This is a genomic window from Rhizobium sp. KDH_Rht_773_N, from assembly GCF_052946295.1.
Genome location: NZ_CM129525.1, coordinates 3,909,722 through 3,926,545, shown reverse-complemented (window position 1 = coordinate 3,926,545; position 16,824 = coordinate 3,909,722). Strand labels below are relative to the sequence as shown.

Below are 16,824 nucleotides of genomic sequence, written 5' to 3'. Positions count from 1 at the left end.
GATGAGCGCGCCCGCAAGACCGTCAGCCCTGTTCTTCCTCATCGCCGCCGGCACCGTTCTCGGCATTGCCGGGACCGATCTCGTGCTGCCGGCCGTACCCAGCCTGCCGGCCCAGCTCGGCGGCAGCGCGGAGACCGCGCAGCTGGTGCTTGCCGCCTATGCCTTCGGCACGCTGGCCGGGCTCCTGACCTTCGGCGAACTCGGCGCGCGCTTCGATCCGCGCAAGCTGCTTATCTGGTCGCTCGCCCTCTTCGGGCTGGCCTCGCTCGCCGCCGCCGAATCCCCCTCGATCGAATGGCTGATCGCCCTGCGTTTCGCCCAAGGCGCCTTCGGCTCCGGCCCGGCCGTCTTCGCCCCCGGTTTCATCCACGGCCTCTTCCCGCAGGACAGGGCGGCCGCCGCCATGGGCCGGCTCGGCTCCATCGAATCGCTGGCGCCGGCGCTCGCCCCGATCGCCGGCGCCTACCTGCTGGAGATCGGCGGCTGGGAGATTTCCTTCGTGCTGCTCGCCGTCTTTTCGGCGCTGATCGCCGCCGCCGTCTTCTGGCAGCGGGACCGTTTCCCGCGCCGGCAGGAGACGGAAGAGCATCACAGCTATCTCGCCATCCTGAAAAACCGCGAATTCGTGAGCTATGCGCTCAGCCAGGCCCTGTCGCTCGGCGGCCTGCTGGTCTTCGTCTTCGGCCTGCCGGCCGTGCTGACCGGCCCGCTCGACCGGGGCATCGAGGCTTTCGTCATCCTGCAGGTCAGCGGCATTGCCGTCTACATCGTCTCGGCCAATTCCTCCGCCTGGGCGGCGGCCAGGTTCGGCACGCTGCGCACCATCCGCGCCGGCACGGCAATCATGCCCTGCGCCTTCGCGGCGATCTCAGCCTATGCGCTTGCCGGCGCAAGCAGCCTGTCCGTGCTCGTGCCGCTCTGGGCGCTCGTCAATTTCGGCTTCGGCATCCGCGGCCCTGTCGGCTTCCACCGCGCCATATCGGCCGCCCGCGGCGACCATTCCCGCGCCGCCGCAATCGTCGTGGCCGCCATCCTCGGCACGGCCGCCCTCGGAACCACCGCCGTCGCCCCCCTCATCTCCATCGGCCTCTGGCCGCTGGCGATCGCCGGCGCCGCACTCACCGCGCTCGCCCTGCTCTCGCTCGTGCCGCTGCGCGCGCCGGAGGAAAGCCTCGGCCGGTAGCCGGGCGCTGCCAGGCATCGCGCCCCGGCACAAGGCGGGGCTGATTGCGGCGCCTTTTCCGCGGGCCGCGCTGTTTCCGGCCGGAGGGCCTTTACGCCGCAAGACGGCTAGGATTGCCGCAGCGCCTCGATGACGAGCCGGAAGGCGGGCGAATTCTGCCGGCGGCTGGGATAGTAGATGTAGTAGCCGGGGAAGAAGGGCGACCAGTCGTCGAGGATGCGGACGAGCCGCCCCGCGGCAATGTCCGCGGCGACCAGGTCTTCCGGAACATAGGCGATGCCGTATCCGCGCACCGCTGCGTCGATCATCGCGTAGGAGGTGTTGAAGATCAGCTGTCCGTCCACCCGCACGCGCAGCTCGCGTCCATCCTTCTCGAATTCCCATGCATACAACCCGCCCGACCGCGCCTGCCGGTGATTGATGCAATCATGGCCGACAAGGTCCTGCGGCACCTGCGGGGCCGGACGCTTGGCCAGGTAATCCGGGGAGGCAACGGCGACGAGACGCCAGTCGGGTCCGATGCGAACGGCAACCATGTCCTTGTCGAGGCTCTCGCCGAGGCGGACACCCGCATCGAACTTCTCTTCCACGATATTGCGGAAACCGTTGTCGCTGTTCAGCTCGACCTTGATATCCGGATACCTGCTCAGCAGGGGGCGCAGCTTCGGCCAGACGACGCTCGCGAGCGCGTGGTCCGACAGGGTGATCCTGACGGTGCCCGAGGGCTTGTCCCTGATCTCCATCAGCTGGTCGATCTCCGACTCCAGCTCCTCGATGCGCGGCGCGAGCGAGCGGATGAGCCTTTCGCCCGCCTCCGTCGGCGAGACGCTGCGCGTGGTGCGCGTCAGAAGCCGCAGCCCCATGCGCGCTTCGAGTTTCTTGATCGTGTGGCTGATCGTCGATTGCGACGTTCCGAGCTTCGCCGCCGCTTTGGTGAAGCTTCGCTCCTCGGCCACGACCAGGAACCAGAGCATGTCGTTCAGGTCTTCCCGCTTCATTCCGCATGCCCTCTGCATTCGTCGATTAATGTCAGAAATCGATAAGTCCAAGCGAATTGCAAGTGCTAATCTTCGCAGTCGCTCCGGATTATGTTTGCGGGCATGGATCAGCAAACACTCGTTCGGCCCCATATCCCGGCCAGTTCCGCCCCCGCTCCCGCCGCATGGGGCGCGGTGCTGGCGATGGCTCTTTGCGTGGCCGTGCTCATCGCATCGGAATTCATGCCGGTCAGCCTGCTCTCGCCCATTGCAGGCGATCTCGGCGTCACCGAGGGGCGCGCCGGCCAGGCGATCTCGATATCGGGTGTCTTCGCCGTCCTGACCAGCCTCTTCGTCGCGAACCTGACCCGCGGCATCGACCGCCGCCTCGTGCTCGCCTCCTTCTCGGCGATGCTCGTCGTTTCCGGCACCGTCGTCACCTTCGCGCCCGATTACCTGACGCTCATGGCCGGACGCGCATTGCTGGGTGTCGCCATCGGCGGCTTCTGGTCGATGTCGACAGCCATCGTCATGCGCCTCGTTCCCGCCTCGTCCGTACCGAGGGGCCTTGCGATGCTGAACGCCGGCAACGCCATCGCCGCGACGGTCTCCGCCCCGCTCGGAAGCTGGCTCGGAAGCTATATCGGCTGGCGCGGCGCCTTCTTCGCCGTTGTGCCGCTGGCCGTCCTTTCCCTCGTCTGGCAGTGGGCGAACCTTCCCGCGCTGCCGCCGGAGAGAACGCAGGCGCACGGGCAAAAGCCGTCAAACGTCTTGCGGCTGCTCATGCGCCCGCCGGTCGCAACCGGCATGGCATCCATCCTGTTCCTGTTTGCGGGCCAGTTCGCGCTCTTCACCTATCTGCGCCCGTTCCTGGAAACGGTGACGCATGTCTCGATCCCGGTGCTCTCCCTGCTGCTTCTGCTGATGGGCCTTGCCGGGGTCGCCGGAACATACTGTATCAGCCATCTCCTCCACGCCCGGCTGTTCGCCATTCTCGCCGCCATTCCACTGGTCATGGCCGCCATCGCGATTGGCCTTGTCGTCTTCGGCTTCTCGACGGCAATCACCGCAATCCTCCTCATCGGCTGGGGCCTGTTCGGCACGGCAGCACCTGTCGGCTGGGGCACGTGGCTCGCCCGGACGATGGCTGACGACGCGGAGGCCGGCGGCGGCCTGCAGGTTGCCGTCATCCAGCTCGCCATCACCGCCGGCGCCTCACTGGGCGGCACGCTTTTCGACCATGCCGGCTGGCGGGCGACCTTTGCGCTCGCCGCCGTGCTTCTGGCGGGCTCGTCCCTCCTGGCTGCAGCCGCATGGCATCAGGCGAGGACCGCGCGATGATCGGCCGCCGCCATCTCATCGGCGCCGCGCTGGCCGCGGCCTTCCCTTCCATGCCGCTTGCACGGGCAACGAGACAGGAGCCGTCCGCGATGAAATTCAGGATGACATTCGACCGGCACTCGATGACGGCAACCCTCCACGACACGCCGGCGGCGCGCGAACTCTTGCGGATGCTGCCGCTCGACCTCGCCATCGGCGACTATTCGACCAACGAGAAGATCGCCTACCTGCCGCGCAGGCTGACCGAAATCCGCGACGAACCGTTCGGCGGCGAACGTCCGGGCGACATCGCCTACTACGCCCCCTGGGGCAATCTCGTCTTCTATTACGCCAGCTATCGCTATTCGAAGGGCCTGATCCGCCTCGGCCGCTTCGACGACGGTTTCGAGCCGCTTCTGATACGCGGCGACTACCCGCTTCGCATCGCTCCCGCCTGAGAGATGCGCCCACCCGCCGCGCGCGGCGAATTGCAACTTCCCCTCCAGGAGACCGCAGATGACCGAAAAGAAAGACCCTATCGACACCACGATTTCCGCCACGGCCCGGACTGCGGGCATCGACCGGCGCCAGCTGCTGAAAATGACCGGGGCCGGCGTCGTCGCATTCGGGGCGGCTTCCATCTTCGACACCACAAACGCAAAGGCTCAGGACATGTCCAACGGCGCTGCCAATTTCTACACCAGCGACAAGGTCACGCTGCAGAAAGTCACCTTCAGATCGCTCTACCGGATGAACGTCGCCGGCAACCTCTTCCTGCCGAACGACCTCGACCGCGCGGCAAGGCACCCGGCCATCGTCGTCGGCCACCCGATGGGCGCCGTAAAGGAGCAGAGCGCCAACCTCTACGCCACGAAGATGGCGGAGCAGGGCTTTGTCGCCATGTCGATCGACCTTCCCTTCTGGGGCGAAAGCGAAGGCCAGGCGCGCAACCTCGTCTCTCCCGACATCTACGCCGAGGCCTTCAGCGCCGGCGTCGATTTCCTCGGCAGCCAGAGCTACGTCGACCGCCAGCGCATCGGCGGCATCGGCATCTGCGGCAGCGGCAGCTTCATCATCAGCGCCGCCAAGATCGATCCGCGCATCAAGGCCGTGGCGACCGTCAGCATGTACGACATGGGCGCGGCCTTCCGCGACGCGCTCAACAAGTCGCAGAGCGTCGAGCAGCGCAAGCAGATCATCGCGGCCGCCGCAGAGCAGCGCTGGAAGGAATTCGACGGCGGCGCCATCCAGTATGTCGGCGGAACGACACTGGAACTCACCGCCGACACCGATCCGGTGCAGCGCGAATTCTACGATTTCTACCGCACCGCGCGCGGCGAATTCACCCCGGCCGGCGCAACCAGGGAAACGACCACCAAGCCGACGCTGACCAGCGTCGTCAAGTTCGCGAACTTCTACCCGTTCAACGACATCGAGACGATCTCCCCGCGCCCCATGCTGTTCGTCTCGGGCGACCAGGCGCATTCGAGGGAATTCAGCGAAGACGCCTACAGGCGCGCTGCCGAGCCGAAGGAACTCGTCTGGGTCAAGGGTGCCGGCCATGTGGACCTTTACGACCGCGTGGACCTGATCCCCTTCGACAGGCTCGCCGGCTTCTTCGATCGCCACCTCGCCTGAACCATCGGCCGGCCATGGCCCCGATCGAACGGAGAACCCTTCCGTCAGGGCTCTCCGCAGGTCCGGCCGCCACGCAACGGGAGAATGGCGATGAGCGATCGACGGCAGGCGCTGACATCCGGGCCTGCGTGGTTGCGCGCATGTTCGGGGGGAGTGGAAGCTCTGGTCGACTGGCTGGCTCTCTCGCTGATCGGCGCGGTCACGGGCCACCGCTTCGACGACCGCCATTGCGCTTCGCAGCGTCGCAACGACTTTCCGCAAGAGGATTCGCAAGCATGAACACACTATTCTGGAAGCTGGGATCTGCCGCAATTGCCGGCCTCCTCGTCCTGGGCGGCGGCTACCTCGCATCCTCGCCTTCCCCGGCGCTTGCCGAAGCGAACGCCGTGACCTTTCCTCCGCTTGACCGGCTCGTCCACTACACGACCGTGCGCCGCGGCGTGACCCGCGAGCACATGCTGACAAGCAACGAGGCGCTGGCCGCCATCAGGGCCGGCCGGCCGGTGCCGACGGGAACGCATGTCGTGCTCGTCGATTACCAGAGCGACGTCCTGCACCGCTATCTCGTCTCAGAGAAGACCGGCGACGGCATGGACGACTGGCAGTACCAATGGTTCTGGCCCGACGGCACGGTGAAGGCCGACGAAGACACGGCCCGCTGCTATTCCTGCCACCGCTCGCAGCAGGAGCGGCAATTCATGTTCACCCATGCCGACGCCATGGCCTTTGACGGGACGACGCAATGACGCGGGGCCGGTCCGGCGCATCGGTCCTGCGCAGGCGCCTGCTCCTGCCGGCGGCGATGGCCGCGTCGCTGCTGCTGGGCCTTGCCTACTGGTGGCTCGGCAACCTCGCCCACGAGATAACCGGGCTCGCACTCTTCGTGCTGCTGGGCTGGCACGTCGCCGTCAACAGGAGCTGGTTCCGAAACCTCTTCAGAGGTCCCTACGGCCTGAAGCGCACGCTCGTCGTTGCGATGCATCTCGCCCTCATCCTCAACATGGCCGTCCTGCTGGTGACGAGCATCGCCATCTCGCAGTCGCTTTTCGCCCTGCTCGCCTTGCCCGATAGCGTGACGGCGCGCGAGGTTCACTGGTTTTCGGCCTATTGGGCGATGATCGCGGTCGGCAGCCATATCGGCCTCCACTGGCAGCGCGTCCTGAACCTCGCGCAGAACCGGCTAGCGATGCCGCTGGAGCGCCCTGCCGTCGTCATCGGCGCGCGGATTGCGGTGATCGCGCTCGCGGCCTGCGGCGTCCGCAGCTTTGCCGTGCTCGGCGTGTGGACCAGGCTCACCTTCGGCTACAGCCTCGATTTCTGGGATTTCACCGCATCCGTGACGCCGTTTTTCGCCCACTGGGCCGCCGTCGTCGCGCTGCCGGCCATTGCGGTCCACTATCTGGTGACGACGAAGAGAGCCGGCCGGCGGTCATCGGCCTGGTGATATCGACGCGACGGCCGGGAACCAGGAGCGATGCCGCCCGGCATCGCGCCCCGGCGCCGGCGGTTTCCGCATCGGCTATTGCTTTCCCCCTCCGCTTCAGGTTCGAAGCCCGGCCGCACGCCGCCGCTTGCAAAAAACACGCTTAACGCGAGCGGCAACAGCCGCATGGCGGCCTGCCGAACCGGCCGGAGCAGGCGATGCCGGAAAGCGTTAGCAAACGACTAACATATTGATTTACAAAACGGTCACATTTGAAACGCCTGTTGCCGCCCGGCAACACTCCCTCCCGTTCAGCGCATTTCGGCCTGATTTGCGGCCGGCCGATCGCTTGCGCGAGTGGCCGAGTCACGGCAAAAACACAGCCTGAAGGCGAATTTATATTAGAGATAACTTTATGAGGTCGGGAATGGGTTCCAGCATTCTCTCTGCGCGAATTCTCAAAAAACGGGCTCTTCGCGCCGGCGTCAGCCTTGCCGCGCTGGCGCTGCCGGTGGCGCTCGCCTCGCCGGCTTCGGCCAGGGAATATCTCGTCGGCAACGAGACGGCGCTGGCCGCCGCCATCACCGCGGCCAATGCCGACGGCGACGCCAGCGCCACCATCGTGCTGACGGCGAGCTTCACGGTGACGGCCTCGCTGCTGCCGACGCCGGCCAGGCCGATGACGATCGACACCCGCGGCTTCACGCTGAACGGCCTCAGCGGCGCGGCGATCGCCGCCCTGACGCTGGACAATACCGGCGGCAACCCGATCACGCTCGAAGGCAGCTTTACCGGCGGCGACGGAGCGGGCGCGACCGCCGGCGGCATCGCGGTCTATACGCGCTCGACCGTCAACCGCTCCTCCGTCATCAACAACGCGACGCTGACGGGCGGCACAGGCGGTGCCGGCGGCGGCGCGGGCGGCATCGGCGCGCGCATGGTATCGACGACCTTCGTCAACAACGCCACGATCCGCGGCGGTGCAGGCGGCGGCGCGGGCGCCGGCGGCGCGGGCGCGGATATCACGCGCAATTCCGTGCTGACCAATTACGGCCTCATCGAGGGCGGCCAGGGGGCGACGGGCGGCAGCGGCGTCGTCTTCAACGGGCCGATCAACGCCAGCACGCTCGTCAACTACGGCACGATCCGCGGCGGCGCGGGCACTGCCGGCTCCATCAGCAGCTCCGGCGCCCTGGTGCGCTTTGCCGATACGCACATCGTCAACAACGGCCTGATCGAGGGCGGAACCGGCGGCGCCGGCATCGCGGCCAGCAACGGCACGCTGAACCTCGACATCGTCAACAGCGGCACGATCCGCGCCGGCGCCGGCCAGACCGACGCGATCGGCCGGGCGGCGGCGGCAACGACGGGCACGCTCACCCTCGAACTGCGGCCGGGCTCGGTGATCGAGGGCAATGTCGTCGCCGGCGCCACGCCGACCACGGACGTGCTGCGCCTCGGCGGCACCGGCAGCGACAGTTTCGACATTTCGGCAATCGGCGCGGCGCAGCAATACCGCGATTTCGACATTTTCGAGAAGACCGGCAGCAGCACCTGGCTTCTGACCGGCGTCGCCACCGCGACCACGGACTGGACGATCTATGACGGCACGCTCCTGGTCGGCGACCACAGCGCCGCTTCCAGCGTCATCGGCAACATCACCAATTTCGCCACGCTCGGCGGCAGCGGCACGATCTTCGGCGACGTGAGCAATTCCGGCACCGTCGCCCCCGGCAATTCCATCGGCACGCTGACCGTCTCGGGCAACTATACCGGCAACGGCGGCACGCTGCTGATCGAAAGCGAGCTTGGCGGCGATGCCTCGCCGAGCGACCGCCTCGTCGTCACCGGCAACACGGCGGGCACGACCGGCATCAAGGTCGTCAATCTCGGCGGCGGCGGGGCGCAGACCGTCGAGGGCATCAAGATCGTCGATGTCGGCGGCACATCGGCCGGGCAGTTCTCCCTGCTCGGCGACTATGTCTTCCAGGGCGACCAGGCCGTGGTCGGCGGCGCCTATGCCTACCGGCTCTACAAGAACGGCCTTGCCACCCCGGCCGACGGCGACTGGTACCTGCGCTCCGATCTCGCCTTCCCCGGCGCCACCGGGCCGCTCTATCAGGCCGGCGTCCCGCTTTACGAAACCTATCCGCAGCTGCTGCTGGCGCTGAACGGGCTTTCGACGCTGCAGCAGCGGGTCGGCGACCGCTACCGCCTGGACGACGCCGATGCGCCGGGCAAGGAGGGCCCCGACAATGTCTGGCTGCGCAGCGAGGGCGTGCATGCCGGCATAAAGCCGCAAGAAAGCACCAGCGGCAGCGATTACGACTACGATCTCTTCCGCCTGGAAGCGGGCCTCGACGGCGAGCTCTACCAGGACGGCAACGGCCGGCTGATCGGCGGCCTGACCCTGCGCTACGGCACCGTTTCCGGCAATGTCGGCTCGCTTTACGGCGACGGCAAGATCGACTCGACAGGCTACGGCATAGGTGCGACGCTGACATGGTACGGCGAGGACGGCACCTATCTCGACGCCCAGGGCCAGATCACATCCTATGACAGCGACCTCTCGTCCGATCTCGTCGACGGCGCCCTCGAAAGCGGCAACAACGGCTTCGGCTATGCGCTGAGCCTGGAGGCCGGCCGGCGCTTTGCCGCCGCCGGCCCGTGGTCGCTGACGCCGCAGGCCCAGCTCGTCTATTCCTCCGTCCGCTTCGGCGATTTCGACGACCGTTTCGGCGCGCCCGTCTCGCTCTCCGACGGCGACAGCCTGCTCGGCCGGCTCGGCGCCGCGCTGGAGCGCGAGGACAACGTCGAGCGCGCCGACCGCCGGAAGGCGCGCGTCAAGCTCTACGGCATCGCCAATCTCTACGGCGAGTTCCTGGACGGCACGGCCGTCGATGTCGCCGGCACCGGTTTCGAAACCGGCAACGATCCGCTCTGGGCCGGGCTGACGCTCGGCGGCTCCTACAGCTGGGAGGACGAGCGCTACTCGCTCTACGGCGAAGTGGCGGCCCGCTCCTCGCTGAAGACCTTCGCCGACAGCTACGCCCTCGCCGCCACCGCCGGCTTCCGCATGAAGTGGTAGCGCGACCGGCGGGCCGGCAGCCGGGATGGCCGCCACCTCACCGCAACGAACGCAATCACCGCCGGCAAGGCAGACAAAAAGCACGGTACCTTTGTCGGGTCCGTGCTCTTCCAATGTGTTCGCGGTGGCAGCGCCTCCCCGGCCTGAAGGGAATGCTCTTCATGCCACATGCAATGTTGAGGGGCAGCGCCTGCCAGGGTCAGGAGGCAAACTCCCGCCCGCATCGGCGCCGGCGGCTCATGCCCGGCCGGCTTGTGGCATTTGCCGCACAATGCCGTAGTTTTGCTGGAATCGCTTTTCAAGGAGACATTCATGACCTCTTCCCCTTCCCGGCTGCGCATCGCCGTGCTCTTCGGCGGCCGTTCCAGCGAACACGATGTCTCCATCCTGTCGGCGACCAATGTGATGGGCGCGCTCGACCCGCAACGCTATGACGCCCTGCCCGTCTTCGTCACCCGCGACGGCCGCTGGCTGCAGAGCCGTTTTGCCGACGGCGCGCTCGCGCGGCCGGAAAGCGGCACCGAGCTTTGCCTCGTGCCCGGCGGGCATGGGCGCCTGCTGGCAATCGCGCCCGATGGCAAGGCGGCCGAGGCCGGCAGGGTCGATATCGTCTTTCCGGTGCTGCACGGGCTGCATGGAGAGGACGGCGCCGTGCAGGGCCTTTGCCAGGTGGCGCGCGTGCCGCTCGCCGGCTGCGGCATCCTCGGCTCGGCCGCCGCGCTCGACAAGGATATCGCCAAGCAGCTGCTGAAGGCCGCCGGCCTGCCGGTGGCCCGCTCGCTGACGCTGCACGAGGAGGCGCCGCCGGCGCTGGATGCGCTCGAAGCCGCGCTCGGCCTGCCGCTCTTCATCAAGCCCGCCCGCCAGGGCTCCTCCGTCGGCGTGCGCAAGGTTTCCGGCAGCCAGGAATTCGCCCCGGCGCTCGAAGAGGCCTTCAGCCACGACCGCAAGCTCATCGCCGAGGAATTCATCGCCGGGCGCGAGATCGAATGCAGCGTGCTGGAAGACGCCAAGGGCGGCCTCTTCGTCTCCCGCCCCGGCGAGATCGCGCCCGCCGAAAGCCACGGCTTCTACAGCTACACCGCCAAATATCTCGACGAGAACGGCGCGGCCCTGAAAGTGCCGGCCGAGCTGCCCGCCGAGGTCGAGGCGAAAATCCGCGACATGGCCGCCCGCGCCTTCCGGGCGCTCGGCTGCGACGGCATGGCCCGCGTCGATTTCTTCCTGATGGACGACATGCGCTTCGTCGTCAACGAGGTGAACACCATTCCGGGCTTCACCGATATCAGCATGTATTCCAAGGCGATGGCGGCAAGCGGCGTGGCCTATGGCGAAGTGATCGACCGGCTGGTGGAACACGGGCTGGCGCGCGGGGCGTGAGACTTCGGCGCACGGCGCCCCTCGCTTCGGCGGAGGGCGTGTCGCGCGGCCCAGCCTCTGCCGGAGCCACCCTTTCAGAGCGGATTCCCGCCCGCAGTGGACGCACGCCGGCGGACGTATTACACTGCAACCGGACTTCACAGACATGCCTGCATTGCACTCGTTCCACGGGAGGGGGAAGTGCCGATGTTCAGAACGTTTGTCAGTGCCGCGTCTCTTTTGACCATTCTCGTCGCAACCTCCGCCCCGGCGCAGGAATCGCTGATGGACGCCGGCGAGATCGATCCTGCGACAGTCGCCAAATTCTACAAAAAGCCGGGTTATTCGCCCTATGCGGGGCGCAATTTTCCCACACGCGTCTTCTTCGGCGACCAGCACCTGCACACCGCCTGGTCGGTGGATGCCGGCATGTCCGGCGCCACGCTGACGCCGGAAGATGCGGTGCGCTTTGCCCGCGGCGAGGAGGTGACCTCCAATACCGGCCAGCCCGTGCGCCTCAGCCGGCCGCTCGACTGGATCGCCGTCACCGACCATTCCGACGGCATGGGCGTGATTTCGGAGCTGAAGGGCGGCAATCCGCAGCTGATGGCCGACCCGGTGCTCAAGCGCTGGCACGACATGATGCAGCAGAGCCCGGATGCGGCCGCCGCCGCCACGATGGAGCTCATCAAGGCGCAGTCCAACAAGCAGCTGCCGCCCGCCATCATGGACCCGAAATTCGCCAATTCGGTCTGGCAGAAGAACAACCAGATCATGGAGAAATACAACGATCCCGGCCGTTTCACCGCCTTCATCGCCTATGAATGGACCTCCAACGCCGGCGGCGGCAACAACCTGCACCGCAACGTGATCTACCGCGACGGCAGCGACAAGGCCGCCCAGATGATCCCCTACACGACCTTTGAGAGCGAGAACCCGGAGGACCTGTGGCGGTGGATGGCCAACTGGGAGCAGAAGACCGGCGGCTCGCTGCTCGCCATCCCGCATAACGGCAACCTTTCCAACGGCCGCATGTTCGAGCTGACGACCTTCACCGGCGGGCCGCTGACCAGGGAATGGGCCGACGAGCGGCGGCGCTGGGAAGTGCTGTTCGAGCTGATCCAGACCAAGGGCCAGAGCGAATCCCACCCCTCGCTTTCGCCCACCGACGAATTCACCGCCGGCTACGAGCTGTGGGACCGCGGCAACCTCAACCTCGTGCCCAAGCAGCCGGGCATGATCCAGTACGAATATGCGCGCGAGGCGCTGAAGAACGGGCTGAAGATCGAGCAGGAAATCGGCTCCAACCCGTTCAAATACGGCTTTGCCTCCGGCAGCGATGCCCATACCGGGCTGACGGCGATGGAGGAGGACAATTATTTCTGCAAGTTCGTCAGCTGCGAGCCGCGGCCCGAGCGCTGGAGCGAGGACGCCATGAAATTCGGCGACCGCGTCGTCAAGGGCTGGGAGGTGACGGCGGCCGGCTATACCGGCGTCTGGGCGAGCGAAAACACCCGCGAGGCCCTGTGGGACGCCATGAAGCGCAAGGAGACCTATTCCACCAGCGGCCCGCGCATGATCGTGCGCTTCTTCGGCGGTTTCGATTTCGTGCCCGCCGATGCGACCAGCAGGACGCCGGCCGAGACCGGCTATGCCAAGGGCGTGCCGATGGGCGGCGATCTCAAGGGCGCCCCCGCCGGCAAGGCGCCGACCTTCCTCATGGCCGCGCTCAAGGACCCGCTCGGCGGCAATCTCGACCGTATCCAGATCATCAAGGGCTGGGTGGACAAGGACGGCAAGACGCAGGAGAAGATCTTCGACGCGGTCTGGGGCGATGCCGACCGCCGCAAGCCCGGCAGCGACGGCAAGGTGCCGCCGGTCGGAAGCACGGTCGATGTCGCAAACGCCACCTGGACGAACACGATCGGCGACCCGGAACTCGCCGCCGTCTGGACCGACCCGGAATTCGACCCGGCGCTCGGCGCCGTCTATTACGCCCGCGTGCTGGAAATACCCACGCCGCGCTGGACCGCCTATGACGCCAAGCGCTACGGCGTCAAGATCGACGCCAACGTGCCGATGGTGACGCAGGAACGCGCCTTCACCTCGCCGATCTGGTATTCGCCCTGACCTGACGGAGCCCGCCCCGTGATCCGCCTGTTGCGCGAGCCCCTGCTGCAGTTCATGGCCCTCGGCGCGATCCTCTTCTGGCTGACCGCCCTGCCGGGAAAGACGCCGGAGGCGACGCCCGAAAGGATCGTCGTCACCGCGGCCCGGATCGACAATCTCGCCCGCTCCTTCGCCACGGTCTGGCAGCGGCAGCCGACGCCGGACGAATTGCGCGGCCTCGTAGAGGACCATATCCGCGACGAGGTCTATTATCGCGAGGGCATGGCGCTCGGCATCGATGCCGACGATATCGTCATCCGCCGCCGCATCCGCCAGAAGATGGAATTCTACGCCGAGGACGTGGCGGCGGCCGAGCCGACGGATGCGGAGCTTGAAGCCTATCTCGCCGCCCACCCGCGCAATTTCCGCATCGAGCCGACCGTCTCCTTCCGCCAGGTCTTCCTGAGCGCCAGGCGCCAAGCCAGTCTCGACGCCGATGCCAGGACCGTGGCGCTGGCGCTTGCCCGGCCGGGCGCCGATCCGGCCGCCCTCGGCGACGGCTTTCTGCTCGGCGCCGATTTCGAGGGCCGCGACCGGCGCGCCGTCGCCACCGATTTCGGCGAGCGTTTCGCCGACACGGTCTTTTCCGTGCCGGCCGGCGCCTGGCAGGGTCCCTTCGTGTCGCCCTTCGGCCTGCATTTCGTCTTTGTGCGGCAGCGCTCCGAAGGCGGCCAGCGCCCGCTTGCCGAGGTCCGCGACATCGTCGCGCGGGATTGGGCGAGCGCCCGGCGCGTCGAGAAACTGGAACAGTTCTACCGCACGCTGCGCGCCCGCTACGAGGTGGTGGTGGAAGAGGCGCCGCCCGGTGCGGCGGGGCCACGCCCATGACATGGCTGCGGCTCGCCCTCGCCCTTCCCTTCATCCTTGCCCTCGCGCTTGCCGCCCCGCCGGCGGCCGCCCATGAGGTGCGCCCCGCCTATCTGGAGATCAGGCCGCTCTCGGCCGAGCGCTACGCGCTGCTCTTCAAGGTGCCGGCGCTCGACGAGAACTATCGGCTGGGCCTCGATCTGCGCCTGCCCGAAGAGGCCCGCGACGTGAGCCCGCCGCAGGTGACCTTCGAGGCCGGCGCGCAGCTGGAGCGGCGCGTTATCGAGATCCCCGGCGGCCTTGCCGGCAGGCGCATCAGCATCGACGGGCTGGCGGCGACGGTGACGGACGTGCTCGCCCGCGTCGAGCATTCCTCCGGCCTGTCGCAGGTCGAGCGGCTGACGCCGACGCGGCCGGGCTTCGAGGTCGCCGCCTCGCCCTTGCTCGCGCGGCGGGCGCTGACCTATTTCCTGACCGGTGTCGAACACATTATCGGCGGCATCGACCACCTGCTCTTCGTGCTCGGCCTGCTTCTCCTGGTGCGCGGCTGGAAGCGGGTCGCCCTCACCATCACCGCCTTCACGGCCGCCCACAGCCTGACGCTGGCGGCCGCCACGCTCGGCCTCATCCATGTGCCCGCCGGCCCGCTCGAAGCCGCCATCGCCATGTCCATCCTGTTTCTCGGCGTGGAGATCGTCCATGCGCGGCGCGGGCAGGTCACGCTCGGCACCCGCTACCCCTGGGCCATCGCCTTCGGCTTCGGCCTGCTGCACGGCTGCGGCTTTGCCAGCGGCCTTGCGGCGACGGGCCTGCCGCAAGGCGACATTCCCTTCGCGCTGCTCTTCTTCAACCTCGGCGTCGAAGCCGGCCAGCTCGCCTTCGTCGTCCTGTGTTACGCGCTCGCCCACGCCGCCCGCGCCGCGCAACTGCCGCTCACCCGAACCGCCGGCCTGCTGCCCGCCTATCTGGTCGGCACCGCCGGCGCCTACTGGACCATCGCGCAGACGCTGCCGCTGCTGTGAGGTGCTTTTCTTTGGGTCCGAACGATTGAGCGTTGTGCCGTATGGCACCCCCCTCTGTCCTGCCGGACATCTCCCCCACAAGGGGGGAGATCGGCCAGAGGCGCGACCTTCGCCCATCTCTAACGTTGTGCAGTTTGCAAACGCTGATTGTTTGGGGAAACCGGCGCCCCCAGCCAATCTCCCACCTGTGGGGGGGCCCGAAGGACCCGGCAGGACAGAGGGGCGTACCCCAAGCCGCAGCGCACAATGGGATCTCCCGCCCCACCCCACAATCTCGAATCCCGATATCGCTTTTCGAGAGCGCCCGTGCTACCATGCCGTATGGAACATCAGGACCTTCTCTCCGGCTTCATCCGCCTGCACGTCCTGCATCATGCGGCCGAGGGCGATCTGCATGGGTTATGGATGATCGAGGAGCTGGCGCATCACGGCTACAAGGTCTCCGCCGGCACGCTCTATCCCATGCTGCACGCGATGGAGAAGAAGGGGTATCTCACCTCGCGCACCGAGCGCGTCGGGCGCACGCATCGGCGTATCTACAATGCCACGCCCTATGGCGTGGCGGCCCTGAAAATGGCCAGGGAAAGGGCAAGGGAGCTGTTTCGTGAAGTCGTCGGCACAGACAATGGGTGAGGAGGCGGCCGGGCCGCGGCAGGGCACGGCGGGCGAGGTCTTCCTTGCCTTCCTGAAGCTCGGGCTCACCTCCTTCGGCGGGCCGATCGCCCATCTCGGCTATTTCCGCGACGAGCTGGTCGTCCGCCGCAAATGGATCGACGAGGCCGGTTACGGCGATCTCGTGGCGCTCTGCCAGTTCCTGCCCGGCCCGGCCTCCAGCCAGGTCGGCTTTTCGCTCGGCCTGCTGCGCGCCGGCCCGCTCGGGGCGCTGGCCGCCTGGGCCGCCTTCACGCTGCCGTCGGCCTTCCTGCTCGTGGTCTTCGCGCTTGCGGCCACCGGCCTCGAAGGGCCTGCCGGCGCCGGCCTGCTGCACGGGCTGAAGATCGTCGCCGTCGCCGTCGTGGCGCAGGCGGTCTGGGGCATGGCGAAAAGCCTGACGCCCGACCGTGAGCGCGCGGCAATCGCGCTTGCCGCCGTCTTCGTCGTCACCTTCTGCGCCGGCGCGATCGGCCAGCTCGCGGCGATTGCGGCCGGCGCGCTCGCCGGCCTGGCGCTCTGCCGCAACGGGTCGGTGACGGGCGAGGCGCATCTCTCCTTCCGGGTGTCGCGGTCCTTCGGCCTTGCCTGCCTTGCCGCCTTTTTCGGCCTGCTCTTGGCGCTGCCCGTTCTCGCCTCGGCCGCCGACCTGCAGGGCCTGTCGCTGTTCGATGCCTTCTACCGCTCGGGCGCGCTGGTCTTCGGCGGCGGCCATGTCGTGCTGCCGCTGCTGCAGAGCGAGGTGGTCGGCCCCGGCTGGATGACGAACGACACGTTTCTCGCCGGCTACGGCGCCGCCCAGGCCGTTCCCGGCCCGCTCTTCACCTTCGCGGCCTATCTCGGCGCCGTCATGGGGCCGGCGCCGAACGGCATTGCGGGTGCAGCCATCTGCCTTGTCGCGGTCTTCCTGCCGGGTTTCCTGCTGCTGCTCGGCGCCCTGCCCTTCTGGGACGGTTTCCGCCGCCAGCCGGCCGCGCAGGCCGCCATGCGCGGCGCCAATGCCGCCGTGGTCGGCATTCTCGGGGCGGCCCTCTACAGCCCGGTCTGGACCAGCGCCGTTCTGGCGCCGGCCGATTTCGCGCTGGCGCTTGCGGGCTTCCTGCTGCTTGCCGTCTGGAAAGCCCCGCCCTGGATCGTGGTCGCGCTTCTGGCTTTCGCCGCCACGGTCCTCAACCTTGTCTAGAGGA

Annotated in this window: 15 protein-coding genes; 14 read left to right on the top strand and 1 reads right to left on the bottom strand. The window is 67.6% G+C overall.

The annotated features are described in order from the left end of the window. The first annotated feature begins 1 nt into the window (after position 1). Positions 2-1,183, top strand: a complete 1,182-nt coding sequence (locus ACU8HS_RS19510) for an MFS transporter (protein WP_447014993.1) — start codon at positions 2-4, stop codon at positions 1,181-1,183. A gap of 107 nt (positions 1,184-1,290) precedes the next feature. Here ACU8HS_RS19510 and ACU8HS_RS19505 read toward each other — a convergent pair whose 3' ends face one another. Further along, positions 1,291-2,181, bottom strand: coding sequence for a LysR family transcriptional regulator (locus ACU8HS_RS19505; RefSeq protein ID WP_112705184.1), 891 nt, complete (start codon positions 2,179-2,181; stop codon positions 1,291-1,293). A gap of 102 nt (positions 2,182-2,283) precedes the next feature. On the opposite strand from ACU8HS_RS19505, the gene ACU8HS_RS19500 reads away from it, so the two are divergent. The 13 genes from ACU8HS_RS19500 to chrA all read left to right on the top strand — a co-directional run bounded on the left by ACU8HS_RS19500 (position 2,284) and on the right by chrA (position 16,820). Beyond that, positions 2,284-3,501 (top strand): MFS transporter, encoded by a 1,218-nt coding sequence (locus ACU8HS_RS19500; protein ID WP_447014992.1) that lies wholly within the window; start codon positions 2,284-2,286, stop codon positions 3,499-3,501. After that, complete coding sequence (locus ACU8HS_RS19495; RefSeq protein WP_447014991.1) at positions 3,474-3,938, top strand: cyclophilin-like fold protein; 465 nt, start codon at positions 3,474-3,476, stop codon at positions 3,936-3,938. Before ACU8HS_RS19500 ends, ACU8HS_RS19495 begins: the two co-directional genes overlap by 28 nt. Before the next feature lie 58 nt (positions 3,939-3,996). Then, on the top strand, positions 3,997-5,118 hold the full coding sequence (locus ACU8HS_RS19490) for an alpha/beta hydrolase (protein ID WP_447014990.1): 1,122 nt from the start codon (positions 3,997-3,999) through the stop codon (positions 5,116-5,118). Between the two features lie 90 nt (positions 5,119-5,208). Further along, entirely contained in the window at positions 5,209-5,397 is a 189-nt protein-coding gene (locus tag ACU8HS_RS19485) for a hypothetical protein (RefSeq protein ID WP_447014989.1), read from the top strand. After that, positions 5,394-5,864, top strand: a complete 471-nt coding sequence (locus ACU8HS_RS19480; RefSeq protein WP_112705182.1) for a cytochrome P460 family protein — start codon at positions 5,394-5,396, stop codon at positions 5,862-5,864. Before ACU8HS_RS19485 ends, ACU8HS_RS19480 begins: the two co-directional genes overlap by 4 nt. Then, positions 5,861-6,562 (top strand): DUF4405 domain-containing protein, encoded by a 702-nt coding sequence (locus ACU8HS_RS19475; protein WP_447014988.1) that lies wholly within the window; start codon positions 5,861-5,863, stop codon positions 6,560-6,562. The genes ACU8HS_RS19480 and ACU8HS_RS19475 overlap by 4 nt, the downstream gene beginning before the upstream one ends. Positions 6,563-6,968: 406 nt before the next feature. Beyond that, positions 6,969-9,629 carry an autotransporter family protein gene (locus tag ACU8HS_RS19470; protein ID WP_447014987.1) on the top strand — a complete coding sequence of 887 codons (2,661 nt, stop codon included), beginning with the start codon at positions 6,969-6,971 and terminating at the stop codon, positions 9,627-9,629. Between the two features lie 312 nt (positions 9,630-9,941). Further along, a complete protein-coding gene (locus ACU8HS_RS19465) occupies positions 9,942-11,009 on the top strand; it encodes a D-alanine--D-alanine ligase family protein (RefSeq protein ID WP_447014986.1) in 1,068 nt (355 codons plus the stop codon). A 186-nt stretch (positions 11,010-11,195) separates the two neighbouring features. After that, positions 11,196-13,118 carry a DUF3604 domain-containing protein gene (locus tag ACU8HS_RS19460; protein WP_447014985.1) on the top strand — a complete coding sequence of 641 codons (1,923 nt, stop codon included), beginning with the start codon at positions 11,196-11,198 and terminating at the stop codon, positions 13,116-13,118. A gap of 18 nt (positions 13,119-13,136) precedes the next feature. After that, positions 13,137-13,985 carry a peptidylprolyl isomerase gene (locus tag ACU8HS_RS19455; RefSeq protein WP_447014984.1) on the top strand — a complete coding sequence of 283 codons (849 nt, stop codon included), beginning with the start codon at positions 13,137-13,139 and terminating at the stop codon, positions 13,983-13,985. Then, positions 13,982-14,986, top strand: coding sequence for a HupE/UreJ family protein (locus tag ACU8HS_RS19450; RefSeq protein WP_447014983.1), 1,005 nt, complete (start codon positions 13,982-13,984; stop codon positions 14,984-14,986). Before ACU8HS_RS19455 ends, ACU8HS_RS19450 begins: the two co-directional genes overlap by 4 nt. A 321-nt stretch (positions 14,987-15,307) precedes the next feature. Beyond that, positions 15,308-15,619, top strand: a complete 312-nt coding sequence (locus tag ACU8HS_RS19445) for a PadR family transcriptional regulator (RefSeq protein WP_112571582.1) — start codon at positions 15,308-15,310, stop codon at positions 15,617-15,619. After that, entirely contained in the window at positions 15,612-16,820 is a 1,209-nt protein-coding gene (gene chrA, locus ACU8HS_RS19440; RefSeq protein WP_112759594.1) for a chromate efflux transporter, read from the top strand. The genes ACU8HS_RS19445 and chrA overlap by 8 nt, the downstream gene beginning before the upstream one ends. Positions 16,821-16,824: the final 4 nt, after the last annotated feature.